Below are 17,325 nucleotides of genomic sequence, written 5' to 3'. Positions count from 1 at the left end.
AGCTTTTTGCCTCCCTTTTTAAGGGGGGTTGGGGGGATCTAAAGCCTGGGGTGCAACTCTAGAAGACTTGTGTGTGTACACCGTAGCTTTTTAAGCGGTGCTAGGGGGGATCAGACGCTGTATCTGCTCACACACACTATCAAAGTGATTTAAAACTTGACTATTTGTAAACCTAATAATCTTTAAACCATAGGCTTCTAAAATGTTTGTTCTCTCCAGATCATAATCTTGACCTTCATTTGTAAAATGGGTATCCCCATCAATTTCAATCACTGTTTGTAAAGTAGGACAGTAGAAATCAACTATGAAATGATGAATTGGTCGTTGTCTTAAAACCCGATATTGAAAATTTCTCAAATATTCATACCACAGCTTTTTTTCTGCTGGGGTCATATTTTTACGAAGTTCTTTCGATCTTTCTACAAGCTTTTGATTGTAAGGTAAATGGAGATTGCTGCTATTGAGTTTGTTTGTCCTAGTGTTTATACCTCCTACCCAATACTGCGTAGGTTAAGGTGCATAGTCATTCGAGATCCCCCCTAACCCCCCTTAAAAAAGGGGGGAACCGGAGCATCCCAAATGTATAAAAACATATTTTGTCATTGCGAGCGTAATGAAATGGAGCGAAGCAATCGCAACACCTAGACCTTGCGATTGCTTCATTCCGCTTCGCTTCATTCGCAATGACAATCTGTCCTAGTGGTAAATGCGATCCATCCCCCATCTCGCTTTTCGTATCGAAACATTAAGGAATATTGCATTTCAGTAGAAACCTGAAGGGAAAGCGTCAAATCACCCGAAAGACCGTGGTAGTATGCTCTGGGTAAATGTGAAGATTTGGGAGAAAGACCTTTGACACTACGGGTTGCTGTTATTGGGTCAGGCCCTGCTGGTTCCTCTGCCGCAGAAACACTGGCAGCCTCTGGGATTGAAACCTACCTGTTTGAGCGGAAGCTAGACAATGCAAAGCCTTGTGGGGGTGCAATTCCCCTATGTATGGTGAGTGAATTTGACTTACCACCAGAGATTATCGATCGCCGGGTACGGAAGATGAAAATGATTTCGCCTTCCAATCGGGAGGTTGATATCAATCTGGTAAATGAAGAAGAATATATAGGAATGTGCCGCCGGGAAGTGCTGGATGGCTTTTTGCGCGATCGCGCGGCAAAAGTCGGCGCAAATTTAATTAATGCCACTGTTCATAAACTCGATATACCAGGAAACAATACTGACCCGTATACCATCCATTACATTGACCACACAGAGGGGATATCACAGGGTATTGCCAAAACTCTGAAGGTGGATTTAATCATTGGGGCGGATGGGGCAAATTCCCGCGTTGCTAAAGAAATGGACGCTGGGGATTACAATTATGCGATCGCTTTCCAAGAGCGAATTCGCTTACCCGAAGACAAAATGGCCTACTATAACGACCTCGCCGAAATGTATGTCGGTGATGACGTTTCTACGGATTTCTACGCTTGGGTTTTCCCCAAACATGATCACGTAGCTGTCGGTACTGGTACAATGCACGTCAACAAAGCCAGCATCAAACAGTTACAAGCTGGCATCCGCGCTCGTGCTTCCGAGAAGCTAGCAGGCGGTAAAATCATCAAAATAGAAGCCCACCCCATTCCTGAACATCCCCGTCCCCGTCGTGTTGTCGGTCGTATCGCTTTGGTGGGAGATGCTGCTGGTTATGTTACCAAGTCTTCTGGTGAAGGTATTTATTTTGCCGCTAAATCTGGGCGGATGTGTGCTGAAACCATTGTCGAAACATCTAACAGTGGTAGCCGTATTCCTACAGAAAACGACCTCAAGGTTTATCTGAAGCGTTGGGATAAAAGATATGGACTCACTTACAAGGTGTTGGACATTCTGCAAACCGTTTTCTATCGTTCTAACGCCACCCGCGAGGCGTTTGTGGAAATGTGCGATGACCTTGATGTACAACGGCTAACATTCGATAGCTATTTGTATAAGACGGTTGTCCCAGCTAATCCCATCACCCAATTAAAAATTACTGCCAAAACCATTGGTAGCCTAATTCGGGGTAATGCACTTGCACCTTAATTGAGTGCGGAATACTTGAACTTTTGACACTCCCCGCTCTCAAGAGACGGGGATTATTGTTTAATTTTTAATTACCTTGATTGCAGTTTTGGGCAATTATAATTGCAAGTTTGCCAATGGCAATATTCTTTCGGCTACACGCTGTAGGGGCAATTCATGAATTGCCCCTACCTAAAAATAAGGGTTTTAGCTATTGTTTGCGTAATATCATGTCCGCATAATTAGTTATGATTCCCACAGTCATTGCACCCCACACGCCAGATGCTCCACTTGGGGAGACCCCAAGACCGCACTGGCTCCCCTTAATCCCCTCCCCGCTCTTCGGGAGGGGAGACAAAGCGTAGCTTTGGCGGGGTGGGGTTCTTCAGGTTTGATAAGTAATCAAGGGGACATGATATAAGTCCTGATTCATATCAGAACACGAGAAAACTTAGATAACGCATCAGGTGCTAGAGGAGTGACTGGTCGATAATCTTGACTCACAAGAAAATCTGGTCGGGGATTTTGAACTGGTAAAGGAATATTTTCAATACTGTTATAAGTAATAATCACAGTAGATCGCCCAAATGGTGAGATATTATTTGATGAAGCATGTACAATGTTGCTATCAAAAAATAGTACTGAACCCGCCACTGCTTTTATCAAATAAATTCCATACTTCGATACTAAATCAGTAACCAATTCTGGGCTTAGAGAATACTTCAAATTAGCACTAAAACTCGATATCCATGCATCGCCGTCACTAGAAATATTAGAATTTGTGGTTGCCACTTTAGGATGATCACTCGTAACGTCAATCATCTCTTCTCTATGGGAACTAGGAATAACAAATAGCGGGCCATTGAATTCGTTCATATCATCTAACAGACACATGGCATTGACTACTTGTGGTCTTGGCATTCCATCCTCCTTACGCCAATAGATATAGTCTTGATGCCATTTCCAAATATCACCAGTAAACGCTGCCTTAAGATTGACTTTGAATTGATATATATATACTTGGTTGCCAACTATTTGCATAGCAGGCTCAACAATGAATGGATGTCTTGCTAGGGAATTGAAAACATCATTTGTAGTATGTGAGCCGTGAAGTGAACGTACAGTCTTATTATCTTTTTCAAGAATCTTTTTTGGTGACTTTTCTGTAGATATAGCAGATAATTCTGCTTTCATAATTTCGACTTCAGCGCGTGAGAAATATTCTGATAATAAAATAAATCCTTGATTTCTATAGATTAATAATTGTTCTTCTGTTAGGTACATATTAAAACCTTATATCTATGAACAATTAAAATTTAACTCTTTTAAAGTTTAGAGACATTGCCAGGAACACTTAAATGACTTTAATCATTTTTGATAGGGTAAACTACTCAAAAACCTTCAAAGCTTTCATAAGTGTTTTAAGTACCAATGAGTTTTACCTAGCTAAATTACTTAATACCAATTTTTCATGAAGCTGCATAGAATTCGATCCCCCCGAGCAAGCCTTAATAAGGGGGCAACCGGAAAAACATCTATCAAAGTCCCCCAATTTATCGGGGGATTTAGGGGGATCAAGATATGTGCAACTTCACATTAAATTGGTATAACAAATATGTCTACTTTACAAAATCTATATTTAAAAATCCGCTATTTTGGAAATAAGCTAAATATTTACTGATTAGTTCAGTATCCATTGATGGACTGTAGATGGAAGTATCAGCAATTGCCTCAAGTGTATTGCGACAGTCTAAATCAGGAGTGTTTTGATATAGTTGCCATCCAGTCAGCCCTTGATGGACTTTTTCGGTTAACATGGGTATCAGAGGAAATAAAGGATTTTCCTGAGAGTATCGAGCTTGATTGATTAAATCGTTTGTCCATTGTTCATAAGGCACTTTTTTCAGTTGGTATCCACAACTCGATACCAAGTCAAATAATCTAGTTAAATCAATATTTTGGGATGCCAAAGGAACTATATGAAATGCCTTTCCTAAAGATTCTTTTCTTCTAGATATTTGAACAATAGCTTTACTGGCATAATCAACAGTAATTAAATCTTGTTTTTGATTAACTAAATCTGGAAAACTACCTAATTGAATACAACCTTTGATTAATCTAGATATGTAGTCATCTGTATTCGTTACACCAGTCTGGGGATGACCCATTAAAAATCCCGATCTAATAACTGTTACAGGGATACCTCTAGATTTCGCAATCCAAACAAGTTTTTCAGCTACCCATTTACTTTGTATATAACCAACATCTTGATGAAGATAAGTTTCACTAGGATCTATATCATCGTCCTCATAAAGGACATTCAATCCATTAAAACAAGCAATTGTGCTAAAAATGGCAATTGTTGAGATGTAGTGTACTGGCTTGAGTTGAGCGTGACATGCCAATCTCAGAACTTCTTGAGTGCCAAGAACATTTACTGCCTTAATTAAAGAATATGGTTTAGCAAACCCGACTTGAGCGCCACTGTGATAAATAACATCTATCTGCTCTGCTAGCTTCTCAAATTGCTCTAAAGAAAGTCCTAGATGCTCCCGATCTAAATTTCCTGGTATAGCAATAATTCTTGAACTTTGGTTTGCGTCCCAGATTAAATATTTTTCTAGGTTTTTCTGCAACCTTCTCAAACCTTCACTCTCATTATCAGCACGCACAAGGCAATATATTTTTGCCTCTGTTTGCTGCAACAATTCATGTAGTAAGAAAGCACCGAGAAAGCCGGTAGCACCTGTTAAGAAAATATGCTTTGGCTGACTGATGTCTTTAGCAAGCACTCCTTGGGGATAGATGTTTGGATCGAGTACGGCTTCAGCTTTGAAACTAATAACATTATTGACAGCAGTATTTTCTCCGTGATGTAATTTCTCAAGTATCTGGCACAGTCCCTCTATAGTCTGCTGCTCGAAAATAGACCTTACAGGCATCTGTACTTGAAAAGTTTCTCGCACATACATCATTAACTGCGCTGCTAATAGGGAATTACCGCCAAGTTCAAAGAAATTATCTTGAATGCCCACATTCTCAATGCCAAGTATCTTAATCCAGATACCGACCATTTTTTCCTCAGTCGGAGTACGAGGTGTAATTAATGCTACTTCTAGAATGGGTCTGGATTGATCGGGAGCAGGTAATGCTCGACGATCTAACTTGCCACTGGGTGTTAGTGGTAATTTCTCTAAGCAGACAAAAGCTGTAGGTATCATATATTCTGGTAGCTTTTGTTTGAGAGAGTGGCGAAGTTCTAATGTAAATTGGCTGTCACGATCGCATTGTTGATTTGGCACTACATAAGCTACCAAACGCTTTTGTCCAGGTACATCTTCCCGATCTATAACAACACTTGTTTTGACAGAGGGATGTTGTGCTAGTAAAGCTTCAATCTCTCCTAGCTCGATTCGGAAGCCGCGAATTTTCACTTGATGATCGATACGACTGAGATATTCGATATTGCCATCGCTCAAGTAGCGGGCTAAATCGCCTGTTTTATAAAGGCGATCGCATTTTGAATTCTCAAAGGGGTTGGCAATGAACCGAGCATCTGTAAGATCCAAGCGATTGAGATAGCCACGCGCTATACCAATACCACCAATGTAGAGTTCTCCAGGTACACCTACAGGAACAGGTTGTAACTGAGAATCTAATAGATAGATTTGACTATTAGCAATCGGTTGTCCAATGGGTGGCAAAACTGACCAATCTGTAGGTGAATTGGCGAGGGTAAAGGCAGTGACGACATGAGTTTCTGATGGGCCATAGTGGTTGTGGAGAGTGCAGTTAGGCAATTGGCGAAATAAATGTGCGATCGCCTCTGTAATGCGTAACTGTTCCCCAGCCGTAATCACTTCGCGTAAACTACAGGGGACTATGCCTTCTATCCTGGCAATTTCCGCTAATTGTTGCAAAGCTACATAGGGTAGGAACAAGCGCTCAATCTCTGCTTGGTTCAGAAGTTGCAGCAGTTGTGTGGGTTCACGACGCATTGATTCTGAAATCAGTACCAATGTTCCGCCTGTAGTCAAGGTAGCAAAGATTTCTTGGAAGGAAACATCAAAGCTAATGGGTGTATATTGCAGTGTTTTGCTGCCAAACCCAACTGTGGAAGTTTGCGATTGCCAAGCAATTAAGTTGACTAAGGGACGGTGCGGCATCGCTACACCTTTTGGTTTGCCAGTAGAACCGGAGGTGTAGATGACATAAGCTAAATTGTCAGGATGGAGATTAGTATCCAGATTATCTTGGGCTTGGGTAGCAATATCCTCCCAGTCTCTATCCAAACAGACAATACTAGCTTGATGTTCGGGAAGCTGCTCCAACAAATGTTGTTGGGTTAATAGCACTGTTACTTGAGAGTCTGTCAGCATTAAAGATAAACGCTGCTGTGGATAGGCGGTATCTAGGGGTACATAAGCTCCACCAGCTTTGAGAATCGCTAATATAGCTACGAGCATCTCTAGCGATCGCTCTACACAAATCCCTACTAATACATCTGGCCCGATACCTAAAGTTTGTAAATGACGGGCTAATTGATTGGCTCTGGCATTCAAATCATGATAAGTTATTTGCTGTTCTGTAAAAATTGCTGCTACAGAATCAGGCTCACGCTGTACTTGTGCTTCAAATAGTTGGTGAATGCAACTTTGTTCAGGGTAATCTGCTTGAGTTTGATTCCATCCCACTAATAATTGTTGGCGCTCAGTAGCTGTTAAAAGGGGTAAATCTGCAACTTTCTGGTCGGGATTAGCAACGATACCTGCAACTAAAGTCTGAAAATTTTCCCCGATGCGAGAGATGGTAGCAGCGTCAAATAAATCGGTGCTGTACTCAAACCAACCACTAATCCCATCTGGCGTTTCAAATAGTTCTAGGAACAGATCAAACTTGGCTGCGCCATTGTGTTCTAAGCGATGGTTAATAGTCAAACCCGAAAGTTCCAGAGCTTGTATGGGTACATTTTGCAGAGCAAAGCCGATTTGGAAGAGGGGATGGCGGCTCAAATCTCGTTCTGGTTCTAGTTCCTCTACCAGTTTTTCAAAGGGTAAGTCTTGATGGGAGTATGCTTCTAAAGTCACTTCTCGCACTTGCTTAAGCAACTGGCGGCAAGTTGGAGAGTCAGAAAAATCACTGCGTAGTACTAAGGTGTTAACAAAAAATCCAATTAAACTCTCAATTTCTTGATGGTGACGGTTGGCAATTAACGAACCTACTTGGATATCTGCGCTACTTGTATAACGGAATAGCAATGTTTGGAACGCTGCTAAGAGCGTCATAAATAAAGTAACTCCCTCCTGCTGACTGAGTTGGGTTAGTTTCTCGGTGAGAGATTTGGAGAGTGCTAAAGGTTGACGCGTCCCGCGATAAGTTTGGATTGCTGGTCGGGGGCGGTCGGTTGGTAACTGTAAAATGGGTAAATCTGCTAACTGCTGCTTCCAATAGTCTAGTTGCTCTGATAATACTTCTCCTTGCAACCATTGTCGTTGCCAAAGGGCAAAGTCTGCATACTGAATCGGCAGCTCAGTTAGGGGAGAAGGTTGACCGTTGACAAAAGCTTGATATAACAGTCTCAGTTCTCGGAAAAATGTAGCGACAGACCAACCATCAAAAACAATATGGTGAATATTCAAAAGCAATACATATTCTTCTGCGCCTAACTGCAACAGGGTGGTTCGTACTAGCGGCCCGTGATTGAGGTTAAAAGAGCGTTGGCACTCCTCAATCGTTAATCGCTGGATTTCTGTGTCTTTTTGCGAGTCAGACAGGGATCTCAAATCTATTCGATGCAAAGTTACAGTTAGAGTAGGAGCAATAATTTGTACTGGCTGCCCATCTAAGAAAGCAAAAGTGGTGCGTAAAATCTCATGGCGGCGAATAATTTCGTTAATACTCTCTTCTAAGGCACTTAGATTTACTTGACCAAAAAGGTGAAAACTCTGCGGTAAGTTGTATAAGGGATTGTCAGGTAAGAACTGTTCCAGAAACCATAATCGCTGCTGGGCAAAAGAAAGAGGCAAGTTTTGGTTGCGCGTTGCAGGTACAATTCCTTGAGTCTGCAATTCTAGATTTTGCTGGAGTTGTGCCTCAATAATTTCCGCCAAGGTAGCAACAGTAGGCGCATCGAATAAACGCCGCAATGGTAAATCTAATTGATAGGTATCTCGAACACGAGAGATTATCTGAGTCGCTAGCAGTGAGTGTCCCCCAATCTCAAAAAAGTTATCGTGGACGCTGATCTGCTCCAGTCGCAAAACTTCCACCCAAATTTTTGCTAGTACTTCCTCAACGGTAGTACGAGGTGAGACAAAATCTTGCTCCAGATTCCGTCCAGTGCGATCGGGTGCTGGTAAGGAACGACGATCTACTTTCCCGTTAGGTGTTAGTGGCAATGCATTTAACATCACAAAGCTGGAAGGCACCATATAATCTGGCAATTTCTCCTTGAGAAATTTACGGAGATTGCCACTGACTGTACGCTGCAAAATCTTCCATAGATGTTGGGTTTCTAAGATATGGTCTATGCTTTGGTGAAACAAGGTTTTTTCGGTAGGCGTTAGAGTCAACTGAATACCAGCCCGTTGACCCTGACTCCAAGCAACGCTGCCATTTAACCATAGTTCTTGCGATGTCACTGGCAAGTTTAGGCAAAGACGGACGCGCTTACCTTTTACCCAACTAAATGACACCCCTACCAAACAAACGCCAGCATTGGAGATATCCTCTGTTTGTAGTTCTACTATCCGGTTGTCATCAGTTTCCACTCGACAAACACTTGCATAAGGTACTCGCTCTGGAATCAAGCTGGAAACAATATAACCGACTAGGTGCTTGTTCCCAGGCACATCCTCACGCGCCATGACTGCGGCTTCAAGAACATCAGGATGCTGCAATAGCATTGCTTCGATTTCCCCCAACTCAATGCGGAAGCCGCGAATCTTCACCTGCTGGTCTATCCGACCCAGGTATTCAATATTGCCATCTGGTAAGTAGCAAGCTAAGTCACCTGTTTTATACAAGCGATGCGATTTTGCATAAGGATTGGGAATAAAGCGTTGGGCAGTAAGATCGGGTCGATTGAAGTAACCCCTAGCTAAACTATCGCCACCAATGTAAAGCTCTCCCGGAACACCGATGGGAACTGGCTTTAACTCTCCATCAAGTATGTAGATTTGGGTGTTAGCGATGGGACGACCTATAGAGGGATAAGTTGGCCAGGAATCAGGATTCTGATCTAATGTCAAAGCCGTTACTACGTGAGTTTCTGATGGCCCATAGTGATTATGAAATGAGCAGTGTGGTAGTGATTTGAATAATTTGACAATGGCTGGGGTGATTTGTAGTTGCTCACCTGTGGTAGTAACTTCTTTTAAGCTAGTAAATAATTCCAACTCAGATACAGCCATTTCTGCCATTTGCTGTAGTACGACAACAGGCAGGATAACTTTTTCAATCTCTTGACTCTGAATAAAATGAGCTAAAGCTGTAGTGTCCCGACGCAAGTTTTCTGAGATGAGAAACAAAGTTCCTCCTGAAGACCAAGTAGCAAACATCTCATGAAAGCTGGCATCAAAGCTCAAAGAGGCAAATTGCAGGGTACGTACACCTGTTAATAGTGAGTTTAAGTGCCATTGCAGTAAATTCACTAAAGGACGGTGAGCTAAACAGATGCCTTTCGGTGTGCCTGTAGAACCAGAGGTGTAGATGATATAGGCTAAATTATCTGGTGTGACTTCACTAGAGGGATTTTCCTGACTGTATTGGCCTATGTTGTCCCAGTCGCTATCTAAACAGATAATCTGCGCTTTGGTTTCAGGAAGCTGTGCTAATAGTTTTTGTTGAGTGAGTAATATTGGTACTTGAGTATCCTCAAGCATAAAGGCTAGACGTTCTTTAGGATAGGCTGAATCCATTGGTACGTAAGCCCCACCAGCTTTGAGAACTGCCAAAACTGCGATCGCCATTTCTAGCGTTCTTTCTACACAGATTCCTATGGGCATATCTGGTTTCACACCTAGCGAATCGCTACGCGACAGCTTCGCTGAACGCAGATAATGTGCTAACTGATTCGCACGTTGATTGAGCTTCTCGTAAGTGAGTGAAGACTGTTGGTGGTTCTGTCCTTCTTTCAAGATGAGAGCTAAGGTATGTGGCGATCGCTCCACCTGCGCTTCAAATAGTTGATGAATGCCTTTATCTAATGCGTAATCTCTACTAGTATCATTCCAAGTTTCTACTAATTCTTTCTGCTCACTTTCTAGCAATATATTCAGTTGATGAAAATACTCACATCCTTGACTAACTTGATTGGCTATAAAGAGCAATCTCTCCAAAGAATTTATATCTGTGAAATGTTTCTGATTATAGAAAATCTCTATTTCTAAACTATCATTAAAGTCGTTAATTATCAGATGAACTTCATTGTCAGCAAAAGAATTGTGAACAGTTAATCTACAATCGCCTTCAGTAGAAGTAATATTCAGAATGCTGAAATTATAAAAATTATAGAAGAACTTTAATTCTTCATCTTTTAAATAGTTCCTTTGTAAAAGAACTGAAACATTTTGGAGATTATCTAGCTTTTTACGATAGTCTTTTATATATAAAATATAATCAATTAAACTTGATTCATCTTCAATTTCTTTTTGAGGTATAACAATAGGGACTACTTGGTAAATACAACCTAAAACATTAAGCAACTCCTCATCTCTTTTGCCAAAAATATCGTAAAATACAAAATCTGCTGGTGCTTGTAAATATTTACTTAAATAAATCCCATAAACAGCCCTAAAAAATGTAGGGATACTGCATTTTATTAATTTGCAATATTTCCTAATTTGTGCTAGCTCATTCCCCGCAATTTGTACTTTTCTTGATTTCGCCTTGTTTTCTGTTTCGCTTTTGATATAAGGCGTAACAGGAATAACCTTACTTAAGGTTTCTAGCCAATATTGCTGAATCTCTGGAGTATCAAATCGAGCCACATAATCGCCAGTAAAATCATGAAAAGAATTTCCCTCAAATTTTTGAGGATTATTACCTATTTTTAAGTCTTGGTAGACTTTTGCAACCCTTTCAAAAAAAACTTTTCCAGAATATCCATCAAAAAGGATATGAGGCGCACCTAAAATAGCTGTATAGCTACCCTGTTGATCTTTGACTAAGATATTTTTAAATAAATCATCTTTTTGCAACTCTAACTTTATTTTAATTTTTTCTTCGATAACTTGCTGTAAACTATTGAAATAACTATGATTAAAATCGATAAATTCAAAATTAACATCAGTATTGTAATCTACAAACTGAAAAGCTTCGCCTTTATAAAAAACAAACCTAGTTTTAGTAGCATCATCTTTTTGACATACTATTTTTATTGCCTGTTCCCAAATAGATATGTCTAAATTTTCTGACAAATTTACAGAAACTCCTAAAGTAAAAATAGTGCTATCTGGATGAAGCATATTATCCAGATACAAATCTCGCTGTGTAGTTGTTAATCGTGATATTTTTCCAATTTTTGAAGATTCAAAAGGCTCATCTAGTATAGTTCCTGTAACCAGAGCCATCAATACTTCAGAAATTGAAATATTAAAAACATTTATAGCTTGAGGATTATTAATCATGATGATTAAGGTTAAAGTTTTTATTTTAATAATTTTAAATCTTTTTGATGTACTGAAAGTTCAATTATGAACTCAGTTCCTTGTCCTGGTACTGACTGACAACTAATTTGACCTCCATGTTTTTCTACAATAATTGTGTAGCTAATAGATAATCCTAAACCAGTACCTTTCCCAATAGGTTTAGTAGTAAAGAAAGGATTGAAAATCTGAGAAAGTATATCCGGTGTCATCCCAGAACCATTATCAGCAATGCGAATAGCTAGCAGATTTTGCTCTAATAACTCAGTAGTTATTTTGATATAACCTGAATTAAGTTCAGCTTCCTTCAATGAACGTTGAGAGTTACACTCATCCAAAGCGTCAATAGCATTAGCTAACAAATTCATAAATACTTGGTTGAGTTGACCTGGATAACAATCGACTAATGGTAAGGAGGCATAATTTTTGATAATTTCAATCTTAGAATTTACAGACTCAGTTTTGAGTCGATGTTGTAATATTAGTAAAGTACTATCAATACCTTCATGAATATTGACTGGCTTCATTTCTGCTTCATCCAAACGGGAGAAGTTACGTAAGCTCAGAACTATCTGGCGGATGCGATCGGCTCCAACCTTCATGGAAGATAGCAATTTTGGTAAGTCTTCAAGCAAAAATTCAAAATCTATATCCTCTTGTTCCGCTAGAATTTGAGGATTCAAATTTGGTGATGCTTTTTGATAAACTTTAACTAGATGTAATAGATCCTTAATGTATTCATTAGCATGAGAAATATTGCCATATATAAAATTAATTGGGTTATTAATTTCATGAGCTATACCAGCAACTAATTGACCCAATCCAGACATTTTTTCTTTTTGAATCATCTGGATCTGTGTTGTTTTTAGTTGCTTTAATGTCAGTTCTAATTCTAATGCTTGTTCTTCCAAGCACACATTTTTTTTATGTAATTCCTGTGTTCTCTCTTCGACCTTTATTTCCAGATTTTTGCTATAGTTCTCTAATTGCTGGTTAGCTTGTTGCAAGTTCTCATTTAGTTGAGAGAGATTAGTATACAGCTTGGCATTCTCAATAGAAATAGCTGCTTGAGAGGCAAGAATTTTTAAAACTTCTAAACGTTCAGTAGTAAATGCATTCGTTGTTAAGTTATTTTGCAGATATAGAATTCCGATAAGTTTATTTTGATGAATTATGGGTGTACATAAAACTGATTTACATTTATTCTGAATAATATAAGGATCGCTAGTAAATTTTCCTTCAGAGCTAGCATCACCAATAACGACGCTTTCCTTAGTTCTCATCACATAATTTATTATAGATATAGGTACATATAGACTATTATCTAAAGACATGGAGTTTTCCAAAAACATCTCATCTTTGTTAACTCCCACAAATGCTTCTATTACCATTTGACCATTTTTCTCTAAAAGGAAGCAGCTAGTTTGTGCGCCAGCATTTTCCATAACAATTGTCATCAACTTAGATAGCAATTCATCTAGCATGATTTCACTAGAAATAGCTTGTGAAGCTTTAAAAACTGTAGACAAATCAAAAGATGCCAAATTATTGATTTTGCTTGAAGTAGTTCGCAAGGTAGTCTTCAAACTCGATGATTCTTGATTTATTCTGAATGGGCAATAATCGGGGTATTTTGACTCTAAATCACTGACTTTTGCGATCGCTCCCCAACGTATATAAGCATGATAAGATTCTCTCAGGTAGAAGATCGCCTGCTGATCTCTACCACGGGAAAAGTAAAATTCTGCTGCTAACTCGCTGGCTAGTGCTTCTTCTTGAAGATATCCCTGTTCTTTGGCTCCTTGAATAGCTAGCTCATAATACTCCATAGCTACAAAGGTTTGCCCTAAAACTCGCGCTTTTTCTGCCTCCACTAAATCATATTTATGCTGATAGTTAGTAGGAGCATGACCAGCCCATAACCGCATTTTTTCTTGATTGGCATTGATTACAGCCATATATTGTTGTTGAGTGTTAGGTTCAACATTGGGATACAACCTAATTAGGGCTAAAGAATAATAAAAGTTGTGGATGCTAACAGTAATCATCCCCATCATACTACTTGTATATTCTGAAGCTAATTTGGCATTATCAAGTGCTTGAATATAATCTTTAAATAAGTAAAAGAGAATCATTTTGGCGACATACGCAGCAAACAAAGAAGTAATATTCTTAGTAGCTTGTAGATATGGCAGCATTGTTTCTTCATTAAAACTATCGCCAACCAAATGAAATTTATCTTGTGAAACACCCTGCAAGTTTAATGTTAATTGATGCCAAATTTTAATGTAGTTTATCGGAAAATCTAGTTTAAATTTTTGTAACAAATCAATATATGATGCTTGCTGTTGAGCTACTGATTCGAGTTGTTCTCCTCTAAAAAATATATGACCGCAATAGTGGACAGAGCAATAGCCAGCGTATTCTAAATCTCCAATTTCTAATGCGCTCTGAATCCCTTCTTCTAAAGGAGCAATACTTTCCTTAATATGTTCTTTCCAATGAAAAGTAAAACCATAAAATGGGGAGCATACTTTACTTTTGAGTTCCTTGGCTTGAAACTGCTCTAATATCTGCCAAGCTATTTGACCAGAGTGATATCCAGCATCAATATTTTCTGGATAGCTACACAAGACCATACCATAACAAGAATATCCAGCAGCAGCCAAAGCTGAATGGCCGTGTTCAATACAGAGATTGACAACAGTCAAGATGATCTGGGGAAAAGTTGTCCCTGTTGTGTCAGTAATAAAAGCCGCACCACCAACAGTAACAAGGATTTTTAAAGCCGCCAGTATGTAAGGATCTTTTAGAACTGGAAAATTTTCTAAATCTTGAAGCTGAGGTAAATTAGGTATAGTACTTTGCTTATTTGGTATCGCTGAGAGAGAAATACCCAACTTTGCGATCGCTTCTAGTCCAGTATCAATGGCTTTAAGCATCTGATTTTGAGCCATGTAAAACTGGATTTGTAATTGATAAGCCTTGACTTGATCGAGTAGATTGGTAGCTTGATCTAGAATAATTTCACTTAGAATAGCTGCTCGTTTAAAATTAGTATTTAAGTACTCTAACTCTACGCTTTCTAGATGAAGTACTAGCATCAATTCGTAGTTATTTTTCCAACTCGATGGTGTCAGTAATTCTAATCCAACTGTTGAATAGCTAAGAGCCGCTTCGTAAGCTGATGATGCTTTTGCTTTTTGGCTAGCCATCAGATTTAATTTAGCTAACCGAACTCTTTGAGATTGATCGCAAATAAATTCAGTACCAAAATTTAAGTGGTTAACAATATTAAAAATATTTTCTTCAATTTCCTCCCTTTGGCAAGATTCTAGTATTAATTGCCCAATTCTCAGGTGAGTTTGTTTTCTTTCTGATTCTGGAATCAGGGAATAAGCTGCTTGCTGGATGCGATCGTGAAAAAACTTATATGAAACTTTTAATTTTTGATATTCTAAGGATGTAGATATGTCTTCGTCAAAAAACAGTGGAGCTTTATAGTTTTCGCTCAAGGGCAGAATTAGACTTGCTTGAAGTGCTTCCCATAATTCAGAGGCGGTTTCTGATTGAGATTTTTCATTTACAATTGCGAGAATGTTTATCTTAAAACGATTGCCTATACAAGCAGCTAGTTTTAAGACATCTTGCGTCTCTTGAGGCAATTTTTTAATATTTCTCACAATTAATTCTAGAGCATCATAATCTGTAATGCCAATAGTCTCAATTTGATTTATTTCCCACTGCCATGTTCCACTATTAAAGTCAAAACTTAATAGCTTTTCTTGGTGCATAGTTTGGAACAACTGAGTTAAGAAAAAAGGATTTCCCTGAGTTTGATTAAAAAGAAGTTCAGCTAGTTTTTTTGTTTTTTCTGTTGCAGCATGAACTGTATCGACTACTAATTCATACACATCACCAATACTTAAAGGCTTTAGTATAATATTATTGATAATCGTTCCCGCTTTTTGGATTTCATTCAAGATTTGATTCAAATAATGAGTTGATATTATTTCGTTATCTCGATAAGCTCCAATAATCAAAAAATATTGGCTATCATCAAGCATCAACATCTGAATCAATTTTAGAGTGGCCAAATCAGCCCATTGTAAATCATCGAAAAATAGAACAAGTGGGCATTCTTTTTGAGTAAATACTTGAATAAACTTTTGAAACGCTAGATTAAAGCGGTTTTGGGATTCAATTGCTCCTAATTGCGGCACAGGTGGCTGTTGACCTACAATCTTTTCAATCTCAGGAATAACATCAATAATAACTTGGCCAATTCCACCAAATGCTTCTAAAAGTCTCTGTTTCAAAACAATTATCTTTTCAGAGCTTTCTGTTAATAATTGTTGAGTCAATTCTTGAAATGATTCTATTAGAGCCGTATAAGGAATATTGCGCTTAAATTGATCAAATTTACCAGAAATAAAATATCCTTTTTGTTGGAGAATAGGTTTATGAATTTCATTAACTAAGCAGGATTTACCAATTCCTGCATAACCTGAAACTAACATCATCTCACTTCTGCCAACACTTACGCGCTCAAAAGCTGACATGATAGATACTACTTCTTTCTCGCGTCCATAGAGTTTTTGAGGAATTGTAAATTGGCTAAATTTGTCTAACTTCCCAGGAATAAAGTTTTCAATTTTACCATTATTTAATAACTGCTTCAAACAAATCTCTAAATCTGCTTTTAGTCCTAAGCCACTTTGATATCTTTCTTCAGCAGTTTTAAATAATAGTTTCATGACAATATTAGATACAGCCTCTGGGATTTGTGTGTTTAGTTGATGAGGAGGTATCGGCTGTTTGGCAATATGAGAGTGAATTATTTCTAAGGGGTCCGTGCAATTAAATGGCAAATTATCAGTCAGCATCTCATAAAAAGTTACGCCTAAAGAGTAGAAGTCTGTGCGGTAATCAATCGACCTATTCATGCGACCTGTTTGCTCTGGAGACATGTAAGCAAGTGTTCCTTTAAGCAAATTAGGATTACTGATCATTGCATTTTCTTTTGACAGACGCGAGGCAATGCTAAAGTCAGTAATTTTAACCTGCATTGACTTAGGATTAATAATTATATTCTGTGGTTTAATATCTTTATGAATAATATGTTCTTGATGCAAATCTATAATAATATCCGCAAGCTGAATAGCTAGTTTTAAGCAACTTATTAGATTAATTTTATTATGATTAATAAATTGTTTTAGATTTTGTCCTCCAATGTCCTCTAAAACTAAAGCAATACTGTTTTGATAATTTTCTAATCCATAGATTTTGATAACTCCTGGTAAATTTAATGATTTAGAAATTTCATACTCATGTTTAAACTCTGTTATGTATTCAAGATTAGCGTATTCATTTTTGAGTATTTTCAGGATAACCATTCTTTCATTTGTAAGCTCCTGCGCCCGATAAACAACAGTATCTACACTATCGGAAATTTTTTCTATAATTTTATATTTTGGATTAGTAATCATTTTTACTCTACGCTATTTATGAGGAAGGTATTAATTATGAGTGTCTATTAATGGTTAAATTAAAACTTATGTTTTTATTTGAAAATGTAAATATAACTACACTGCTTTTTAATCATTTTTTAGATTAGCAACTTTTC

At 38.3% G+C, this 17,325-nt stretch carries 5 protein-coding genes; 1 reads left to right on the top strand and 4 read right to left on the bottom strand.

What is annotated here, in order from left to right:
* Positions 1-90 precede the first annotated feature (90 nt).
* Positions 91-486, bottom strand: a complete 396-nt coding sequence (locus V7K97_RS01645) for an endonuclease domain-containing protein (RefSeq protein ID WP_334798978.1) — start codon at positions 484-486, stop codon at positions 91-93.
* Between the two features lie 366 nt (positions 487-852).
* Here V7K97_RS01645 and chlP point away from each other — a divergent pair, with 366 nt between their 5' ends.
* Complete coding sequence (chlP, locus tag V7K97_RS01640; RefSeq protein WP_334798965.1) at positions 853-2,073, top strand: geranylgeranyl reductase; 1,221 nt, start codon at positions 853-855, stop codon at positions 2,071-2,073.
* 408 nt (positions 2,074-2,481) lie between these two features.
* On the opposite strand, the gene V7K97_RS01635 is transcribed toward chlP, so the two are convergent.
* The 3 genes from V7K97_RS01635 to V7K97_RS01625 all read right to left on the bottom strand — a co-directional run bounded on the left by V7K97_RS01635 (position 2,482) and on the right by V7K97_RS01625 (position 17,188).
* Positions 2,482-3,336, bottom strand: coding sequence for a phytanoyl-CoA dioxygenase family protein (locus V7K97_RS01635; RefSeq protein ID WP_334798964.1), 855 nt, complete (start codon positions 3,334-3,336; stop codon positions 2,482-2,484).
* A 335-nt stretch (positions 3,337-3,671) separates the two neighbouring features.
* Positions 3,672-11,681: an amino acid adenylation domain-containing protein gene (locus tag V7K97_RS01630; protein WP_334798963.1), complete on the bottom strand. Its 8,010-nt coding sequence runs from the start codon at positions 11,679-11,681 to the stop codon at positions 3,672-3,674.
* Positions 11,682-11,701: 20 nt separating this feature from the next.
* On the bottom strand, positions 11,702-17,188 hold the full coding sequence (locus tag V7K97_RS01625; protein ID WP_334798962.1) for an ATP-binding sensor histidine kinase: 5,487 nt from the start codon (positions 17,186-17,188) through the stop codon (positions 11,702-11,704).
* Positions 17,189-17,325: the final 137 nt, after the last annotated feature.

Origin of the sequence: Nostoc sp., from assembly GCF_036917815.1 — a bacterium.
Classification (GTDB): Bacteria; Cyanobacteriota; Cyanobacteriia; order Cyanobacteriales; family Nostocaceae; genus Nostoc.
The sequence above is the reverse complement of the archived record's forward strand: the minus strand, read 5'-3'. Positions and strand labels throughout refer to the sequence as shown.